The sequence below is a fragment of the Streptomyces phaeochromogenes genome (assembly GCF_001418655.1).
Lineage (GTDB): Bacteria > Actinomycetota > Actinomycetes > Streptomycetales > Streptomycetaceae > Streptomyces > Streptomyces phaeochromogenes.
Genome location: NZ_LIQZ01000277.1, coordinates 1 through 7,830, shown reverse-complemented (window position 1 = coordinate 7,830; position 7,830 = coordinate 1). Strand labels below are relative to the sequence as shown.

Annotated in this window: 9 protein-coding genes; 6 read left to right on the top strand and 3 right to left on the bottom strand. The window is 72.2% G+C overall.

Annotation, left to right across the window (positions count from 1 at the left end):
• Positions 1-216: NADPH-dependent FMN reductase (locus AOK17_RS32060; RefSeq protein WP_206190871.1), on the bottom strand; the 216-nt coding region annotated here is incomplete at its 3' end.
• 118 nt (positions 217-334) lie between these two features.
• On the opposite strand from AOK17_RS32060, the gene AOK17_RS32055 reads away from it, so the two are divergent.
• The 4 genes from AOK17_RS32055 to AOK17_RS32040 all read left to right on the top strand — a co-directional run bounded on the left by AOK17_RS32055 (position 335) and on the right by AOK17_RS32040 (position 4,838).
• Positions 335-997, top strand: coding sequence for a TetR/AcrR family transcriptional regulator (locus tag AOK17_RS32055; RefSeq protein WP_055616080.1), 663 nt, complete (start codon positions 335-337; stop codon positions 995-997).
• Positions 998-1,107: 110 nt separating this feature from the next.
• Positions 1,108-2,142, top strand: coding sequence for a LacI family DNA-binding transcriptional regulator (locus tag AOK17_RS32050; RefSeq protein WP_079053400.1), 1,035 nt, complete (start codon positions 1,108-1,110; stop codon positions 2,140-2,142).
• An 18-nt stretch (positions 2,143-2,160) separates the two neighbouring features.
• Positions 2,161-3,384, top strand: coding sequence for a 4-hydroxybenzoate 3-monooxygenase (locus AOK17_RS32045; protein ID WP_055616077.1), 1,224 nt, complete (start codon positions 2,161-2,163; stop codon positions 3,382-3,384).
• A 17-nt stretch (positions 3,385-3,401) separates the two neighbouring features.
• Positions 3,402-4,838 (top strand): benzaldehyde dehydrogenase, encoded by a 1,437-nt coding sequence (locus AOK17_RS32040; protein WP_055616076.1) that lies wholly within the window; start codon positions 3,402-3,404, stop codon positions 4,836-4,838.
• A gap of 106 nt (positions 4,839-4,944) precedes the next feature.
• Here the strand turns inward: AOK17_RS32040 and trxA are convergent, their stop codons facing one another.
• Positions 4,945-5,319 (bottom strand): thioredoxin, encoded by a 375-nt coding sequence (gene trxA, locus AOK17_RS32035; RefSeq protein WP_055616075.1) that lies wholly within the window; start codon positions 5,317-5,319, stop codon positions 4,945-4,947.
• Between the two features lie 122 nt (positions 5,320-5,441).
• Between trxA and AOK17_RS32030 the strand changes: the two genes are divergently transcribed.
• Entirely contained in the window at positions 5,442-6,875 is a 1,434-nt protein-coding gene (locus AOK17_RS32030; protein ID WP_055616074.1) for a dihydrolipoyl dehydrogenase family protein, read from the top strand.
• Between the two features lie 36 nt (positions 6,876-6,911).
• Here AOK17_RS32030 and AOK17_RS32025 read toward each other — a convergent pair whose 3' ends face one another.
• A complete protein-coding gene (locus tag AOK17_RS32025) occupies positions 6,912-7,571 on the bottom strand; it encodes a peptide deformylase (protein ID WP_055616079.1) in 660 nt (219 codons plus the stop codon).
• A gap of 61 nt (positions 7,572-7,632) precedes the next feature.
• Between AOK17_RS32025 and AOK17_RS51750 the strand changes: the two genes are divergently transcribed.
• On the top strand, positions 7,633-7,830 hold a 198-nt coding region (locus tag AOK17_RS51750), incomplete at its 3' end, for a hypothetical protein (RefSeq protein ID WP_206190869.1).

Genomic DNA, 7,830 nt, shown 5'->3' with positions numbered 1-7,830 from the left:
GTCGGCGGAGGCCGCGGCCTCGCGCAGCCGGGCGGCGGCGGCCGGGACGTTGCCCTCCACGTCGATGTCCTCGTTGTAGAAGGGGATCTCGGCGAGGCCCTCGAACAGGTTGATCTCCGCGCCCTCGGGGGCGAGCTTGACGGAGGCCTCGGCGAGCTGGCGGTTGTGGGAGCCGGCGCGGAGGCTGCCGACGAGCGCGAGGATGCGAACAGACATGGGGAACTCCAAGGGGGGTGAAACATTGCCGTTACGATCCGGACCGGGGTCCGTTTAAAGTTGTAGCAGCTAAACGGACCACGGTCCAGTTTTCTTCCCGGGGCGATACGCTGTGTTCATGTCCGCCTCCCTGCCGCCCCTGCCGAAGCCTCAGGAATCGACCGGCGAGCCCGTCCTGCTGGAGCTCGGCTCCGCCGAGGACGAGCCCTGCCTGCGCGCCGACGCGGCGCGGAACCGGGCCCGGCTGCTGGAGGCGGCCACCCGGCTGATCGAGGAGCACGGCGCGGCCGGCGTCACGATGGAGGCGGTGGCCGTGGCGGCCTCGGTGGGCAAAGGGACGGTCTTCCGCCGCTTCGGCGACCGCACCGGCCTGCTGACGGCCCTGCTCGACCACTCCGCGAAACAGCTCCAGGCGGCCTTCCTCAGCGGGCCGCCGCCGCTGGGCCCCGGGGCGCCGCCCGTCGACCGGCTGCGGGCGTTCGGTCTGGCCGTCCTGCGTCAGGCGGTCGACCACCTGGAGCTCCAGCTGGCGGCCCAGCCGGAAGCGGCCCGCCGCTACTCCATCCCGCCTACGCGTTTTCTGTCCGGCCACGTCACCCTGCTGCTGCGGCAGGCGGTGCCCGACGCCGACTGCGCACTCCTCGCCCAGGCCCTGATGGGCTATCTCGACCCCGCCCTGATCCACCACCTGACCAAGGAGTGCGGGATGCCGATGGAGCGCCTGGAGGCGGGATGGATCGACCTGGTCGCGCGCGTGACGCGTACGGAACTGCCCCAGTAGGCCCGGGAATTGGGCCGCGTACGCTCTGAGGCCGCCGCGCCGGACGTCCGGCACGCGGGGCGCCCCCGGCCCCGAGGCCCTCCCCGGCTTCTGCAAAGATGCCGTACGTCATGGTGCAGATACCGAAAACATCCGCCCCTACGTCGCCCGCGCCGCACTCCGTGCCCACGAGTGCCGATGTGGCCCGCCTGGCGGGGGTCTCGCGCGCGACCGTCTCCTACGTCCTGAACAACACCAGCGCCGTACGGATCAGCGAGCCCACCCGTCGCCGTGTCCACCAGGCGGCCAAGGAGCTCGGGTACGTCCCGCACGCCGCGGCCCGCAGTCTGCGCGCCGGGCACAGCCGCATGGTCCTGATGCCCGCGCCCGACGTGCCCGTGGGCCCGCTCTACAGCCAGTTCTTCAACGAACTCCAGTGGGCCCTGAGCCGCCTCGACTACACCGTCGTGCAGTACGGCAGTGTTGGCCTCCAGGGCGACGAGGCGGCCCGCGCCTGGGCCGAACTGCGCCCGGTCGCCGTGCTCGTGCCCGGCAGCGGACTCGGTGCGGAGGGCGTGGCCGTCCTCAAGCGCTCCGGCGCCCGGGCCGTCGTCACCCTCGGCCCCGACCGGGTCGAGGGCGCGCACGCCCTGATCATGGACCACCACGAGGTCGGCCGGAGCGCGGGCGCCCATCTGCGGGCCCGCGGCTACCGCCGCGTCGGAGTCGTGGTGCCCGAGGACCCCGGCCTGGAGATCTTCTCCAAGCCCCGCTTCGAAGGCGTACGGCAGGCTCTCAGCGGCACGGACGCGTCCGTGACCGAGGTGTCGCTCGCCTACGACGAGGAGGCCGCGTCCCAACTCGCCGCGCGCTGGCGCTCATTGGGCCTGGACGCCGTGTTCGCGTACAACGACGAGTACGCGATGCTGCTGATGCGCGCCCTTCAGGATGAAGGCATCCGCATCCCGGGGGACACTGCTGTCATCGGCGCCGACGATCTGATGCTCGGCCGGCTGCTTCGTCCGAGGCTGAGCACCGTCCACATCGACCTGCCGTCCGGACGGGAGCTCGCCGAGCTGGTCGACCGCGCGGTGCGGGAGCCCGGCGCCCCGCCGGAGGCGCACGAGGTGCTGGGAGCGACGGTCGTGCACCGCGAATCGAGCTGAACACCTGGGAGGCGCGTCATGCGGACCACGGTCGGCATCATCGGCGGAGGCCCGGCCGGGCTCCTGCTGGCCCGGCTGCTGCACCGGACGGGGATCGACTGCGTCGTCCTGGAGAGCAGGACCCGCGCGTACGTCGAGCAGCGGCAGCGCGCCGGGATGCTGGAGCAGGGCACGGTGGACGCCCTGCGCGAGTGCGGCGCCGCCGACCGGCTGGAGGTCGAGGGGCTGGTCCACAACGGCATCGAGCTGCGCTTCGGCCGCGAGCGGCACCGCATCGACTTTCCCGTGCTCACCGGTGGCCGCACGGTCACGATCTACGCCCAGACGGAGATCGTGAAGGACCTCGTGGAACTCCAACTCGCCGACGGACCACCGCTGTTGTTCGAGGCCGAGGTCCTCGCCGTCGAGAACGCCGCCGAGGAGCCGGGCGGCGGCGCGCCTCTCGTGCGCTTTGTGCACGACGGTCGCGAACAGACCCTCACCTGCGACTACGTGGTCGGCTGCGACGGCTTCCACGGCATCGCCCGCGACGCCTTCCCGGCCGCCGTCAGCCGCACGTACGAGCACGAGTACCCCTACTCCTGGCTCGGGATCCTGGCCGATGTGGCGCCCTCCTGCGAGGAGTTGATCTACGCGCGCGGCCCGGGAGGCTTCGCGCTGCACAGCATGCGCTCGACGTCGGTGTCACGACTGTATCTGCAGGTCCCGAACGGCACGGACGCCGACGACTGGCCCGACGAACGCATCTGGGACGAGCTCGACGCACGCTTCGCGATCGACGGCGACTGGCGGCTGGAGCGCGGCCCGATCACCTCCAAGTCAGTGACCGGGATGCGGAGTTACGTCCACGAGCCGATGCGCCACGGACGGCTCTTCCTCGCCGGGGACGCCGCACACATCGTGCCGCCGACAGGCGCCAAGGGACTGAACCTGGCCGTGTCCGACGTCCGGGTCCTGGCCCGCGCCTTCGCCGAGCTCCACCGCTCGGGTTCGACCCAACTCCTCGACACCTACTCGGAGTTGTGCCTCGAACGGGTCTGGCAGGCGACCCGTTTCTCGTACGACATGACTAGGATGTTGCACGCTCAACCAGATGGGGATGCCTTCGAGGACCGGCTGCAGCATGCGCGACTGCGGCGGATCGCGGCATCCCGCCCCGCGGCTGCCGAACTGGCCGCTAACTACACGGGACTTCCGCTCGCGGCCACCGTTCGCGCTGTGGGTCCCACCGGTGTCCACTGAACGATCGGAGAGCCGTCATGCCGCTGCTCGACCCGGAGAACTGGCAGTCCCACAACCTGGCGGGCGGTGAGTACGCCGTCACGGAACCCGCGACCGGCGACCCGCTCGGCACCGTCACGCTCGCCTCTGCCGAGGACGTCACGGCAGCCGCCGGAGCCGCCCGTGCGGCCCAGGCGGAATGGGCCCGCGCCCCGCACTTCGTCCGCGCCGCCGTCCTGCGCAAGGCCGGCGACCTGTTCACCGCGCACGCCGACGAACTGCGCGACTGGATCGTGCGCGAGTCCGGCTCCATACCCGGCAAGGCCGACTTCGAACTGCATGTCGCGGCCCAGGAGTGCTACGAGGCGGCGGCGCTCGCGTCGCGTCCGGCAGGGCAGGTCCTGCCGTCCGAGGCCGCCCGGCTGTCGTACACCCGGCGTATCCCGGTCGGCGTCGTGGGAGTCATCTCGCCCTTCAACGCCCCGCTGATCCTCTCGATCCGCTCGGTGGCCCCGGCGCTCGCGCTCGGCAACGGCGTCGTACTGAAGCCGGACCCGCGCACCGCGGTCTGCGGCGGCCTCGCGCTCGCCGCGGTCTTCGCCGAGGCGGGCCTTCCGGAAGGGCTGCTGCACGTACTGCCCGGAGGGCCGGAGGCCGGGCAGGCGCTGGTCGCCGACCCGCAGGTGCCGGTGATTTCCTTCACGGGCTCAACCGCCGCCGGACGCGCGGTGGGTGAGGCCGCGGGGCGCCATCTCAAGCGCGTACACCTGGAGTTGGGCGGCAACTCCGCGCTGATCGTGCTGGAGGACGCCGACATCGACGCGGTGATCTCCACGGCGGCCTGGGGTTCCTTCTTCCACCAGGGCCAGATCTGCATGACCACCGGCCGCCACCTCGTCCACGCCTCGCTCTACGAGGAGTACATCGAGCGGCTCGCCGCGAAGGCCGACTCGCTGGCAGTCGGAGACCCGCACCGGGAGCACGTACACCTCGGGCCGATCATCGACGACGCCCAGCTCGCCAAGATCCACGGCCTGGTGGAGTCCAGCACCGCACGCGGCGCCAAGCTGGCGGCGGGCGGCACCCATGACCGGCTGTTCTACCGTCCGACGGTCCTCGCCGGGGTCGACGACTCGACCCCCGCGTACGCCGAGGAGGTCTTCGGCCCGGTCGCGCCGGTGCGCTCCTTCAGCACCGTCGACGAGGCCGCCGCCCTCGCCTCGGACGGGCCGTACGGTCTCTCGCTGGGCATCGTCACCCGGGACACCGCGCGTGGCCTCGACCTCGCCGAGCGCGTACCCACCGGGATCGTCCACATCAACGACCAGACCGTCAACGACGAGGCCGTCGCACCCTTCGGAGGCATCGCCGCTTCCGGCACCGGCGCCAGGTTCGGCGGCGAGGCCAACCTGGAGGCCTTCACCGACCTCCGCTGGACGACGGTGCGAGGAGATGTGGCGGGCTACCCCTTCTAGGGGCGCCGACGAGGTACTGGGCCGGCCGGCGGCACCGGCGGATCGCTGAGCCTTGGCGGCACTGGCGGCACCGGCGGATCGCCGGGCCCCAGCGGCGCCGGGTGGATCACTGGGCCTGCTGGCCCTGCTCCGCGATGGACTTGCGGACCTCGTCCATGTCCAGCTTGCGGGCCTGACCGATGACGTCCTCAAGGGCGGCCTCGGGCAGCGCCCCGGGCTGGGCGAAGACGGCGACCTGGTCACGGACGATCATCAGCGTCGGAATCGACTGGATGTTGAAGGCCGCGGCCAGCTCGGGCTGCGCCTCGGTGTCCACCTTGCCGAATACCAGGTCGGGGTTGGCCTCGGCAGCCTTCTCGTAGACCGGGGCGAACTGGCGGCACGGGCCGCACCAGGACGCCCAGAAGTCGATCAGGACGAATTCGTTGTCCGTGACCAGCTGGTCGAAGTTGTCCTTGGTGAGCTCCACAGTGCTGCTCATGGCGTTGAATCCCTCTTCCTGGGGTCGGGGCCTTGCCGCTGTGCACAACGGCGTCGATCAGTGGCGTATTCCGCGCACGTACCCGTGTGGCCACGGCCCACACCAAGGACCAGACTGGCCCCATGACGGAATCGGAATCCATCGCGTACGACGTCGTGGTGCTCGGGGCCGGGCCCGTGGGGGAGAACGTCGCCGACCGCGCCCGCGCGGCAGGCCTCTCCACCGCGATCGTGGAGAGCGAGCTGATCGGCGGCGAGTGCTCCTACTGGGCGTGCATGCCCAGCAAGGCCCTGTTGCGCCCGGTCCTCGCCCGTGCGGACGCACGCCGTGTGCCGGGCCTCAGCCAGGCCGTGCAGGGCCCCCTCGACGTCGGCGCGGTCCTCGCCCATCGCGACTACTTCACCTCGAACTGGAAGGACGACGGCCAGGTCCAGTGGCTCGACGGCATCGGCGCCGACATCTACCGAGGACACGGACGGCTCGCCGGGCCACGCAAGGTCACGGTGGAGGGCCCCGACGGGGAACGGCATGTCCTGACCGCCCGGCACGCCGTGGCCGTCAGCACCGGCACCCGTGCCGTCGTGCCCGACCTGCCGGGAATCGCCGAGGTCAAGCCCTGGACCAGCCGCGAAGCCACCAGCGCGCACGCCGTGCCGGGCCGCCTCGTGGTGGTCGGCGGCGGGGTCGTCGGCGTGGAGATGGCCACCGCCTGGCAGGCCTTCGGCTCGAAGGTCACGGTCCTCGTCCGCGGCAAGGGCCTGCTGCCCCGTATGGAGCCCTTCGCCGGGGAAATGGTCGCCGAGGCGCTGACGGAGGCGGGCGCGGACGTGCGTACGGGCACGTCGGTCGAGGCGGTGACCCGGGAAGGCACGACGGTCGTGGTCACCACCTCCGCGGGCGACCGCATCGAGGCCGACGAGATCCTCTTCGCCACCGGCCGCGCCCCGCGCACCGACGACCTCGGACTGGAGACGGTCGGCCTGGAGCCCGGTTCCTGGCTGTCGGTCGACGACAGCTGCCGGGTGACGGGCAGCGACTGGCTCTACGCGGTCGGCGACGTCAACCATCGCGCCCTCCTCACCCATCAGGGCAAGTACCAGGCCCGTATCGCCGGCGCCGCCATCGCGGCCCGAGCGGCCGGTGTCCCGCTGCTGGAGACCGACCCCTGGGGCGCCCACGCGGCGACCGCCGACCACGCGGCCGTTCCGCAGGTCGTCTTCACCGACCCGGAGGCCGCCTCCGTCGGCCTCTCCCTCGCCGAGGCCGAACAGGCAGGTCACCGGGTCCGCGCGGTCGACGTCGACCTCTCCTCGGTCGCCGGCGCCGGCCTCTACGGAGAGGGCTACCGAGGCCGCGCCCGCATGATCGTCGACCTCGACACCGAGACCCTCCGCGGCGTCACCTTCGTCGGCCCCGGCGTCGGCGAAATGCTCCACTCCGCCACGATCGCGGTCGCCGGCGAGGTTCCGGTGAGCCGGCTGTGGCACGCGGTGCCGGCGTATCCGACGCTGAGCGAGGTGTGGCTGCGGCTGCTGGAGGCGTATCGGGACGCGTGAGCGCTCCGCCGTTGCGCTCCGCCGGGGCGCGGGGGCTCAGCTCTCCTCTGGCAGGTCGAAGCCGAGGTCCGCTGCCGCCTGGCCCGGTGTCGGGTGGGACCAGCGTTCCAGCATCGCCTGGTTGGAGGAGAGCGAGCGCAGTTCGGCGCGGTCCAGGTAGAGGGTGCCGTTCAGGTGGTCCGTCTCGTGCTGGACGATGCGGGCGGGCCAGCCCGTGAAGACCTCGTCCACAGGGCGGCCGTTCTCGTCCTGGGCCAGCAGCCGTACCTCGGCGGGCCGGGCCACCACAGCCTGCCAGCCCGGCACGCTCAGACAGCCCTCGAAGAACGCGGCGCGGGCCGGCCCCAGCGGCTCGTACGCCGGATTGACCAGCACGCGGAAGGGCAGGGGCACCCGGCCGCGCGCCTCGCGGATCTCGTCCGGCACCGGCGCCGGGTCCTCGACGACCGCGAGGCGCAGCGGTACGCCGACCTGGGGCGCGGCCAGCCCGACGCCCGGCGCCGCGTGCATCGTGTCGCGCAGGGCCGCGACGAAGCGGGCGAGGAGCGTCGGGTCCAACTGGCCGTCGAAGGGCTCGGCCGCGCGGCGCAGCACCGGGTCACCGGCGGCGACGATCGGCAACGGGCCCGTACGGGAGAGCAGTTCCTCCACCTGATCGCTGATGGACGAGGGCACGGGGTCACTGGTGGAAGCCATCGCGCCAGGATGCCAAAGCGGGACGCCGGGGTGCGAGGCGGCTCTCTGGAAGGGAGTGAAGGTGCCGAACACCGGCGGGGTGCGAGGGAGTTGCGCCATCCTGGATCCCGGCTCCTCCCCTGGCTCCCTCCCCGGCCCCCTGATCCCCTCCCGGGATTCCTATCCCGCGGCCCCCAGCAACGCCGTCACGCTCTCCCCGGCGCGCGCGACCCTCGACCCTACGGTCCCGATCGGGCAGCCCACCGCCGACGCGGCGCCC

What these genes read in the sequence shown, in the direction of transcription:
- AOK17_RS32055 (WP_055616080.1), top strand. Translation starts at nt 335, where the DNA reads ATGTCCGCCTCCCTGCCGCCCCTGCCGAAGCCTCAGGAATCGACCGGC.
- AOK17_RS32050 (WP_079053400.1), top strand. Translation starts at nt 1,108, where the DNA reads ATGGTGCAGATACCGAAAACATCCGCCCCTACGTCGCCCGCGCCGCAC.
- AOK17_RS32045 (WP_055616077.1), top strand. Translation starts at nt 2,161, where the DNA reads ATGCGGACCACGGTCGGCATCATCGGCGGAGGCCCGGCCGGGCTCCTG.
- AOK17_RS32040 (WP_055616076.1), top strand. Translation starts at nt 3,402, where the DNA reads ATGCCGCTGCTCGACCCGGAGAACTGGCAGTCCCACAACCTGGCGGGC.
- trxA (WP_055616075.1), bottom strand. Translation starts at nt 5,319, where the DNA reads ATGAGCAGCACTGTGGAGCTCACCAAGGACAACTTCGACCAGCTGGTC.
- AOK17_RS32030 (WP_055616074.1), top strand. Translation starts at nt 5,442, where the DNA reads ATGACGGAATCGGAATCCATCGCGTACGACGTCGTGGTGCTCGGGGCC.
- AOK17_RS32025 (WP_055616079.1), bottom strand. Translation starts at nt 7,571, where the DNA reads ATGGCTTCCACCAGTGACCCCGTGCCCTCGTCCATCAGCGATCAGGTG.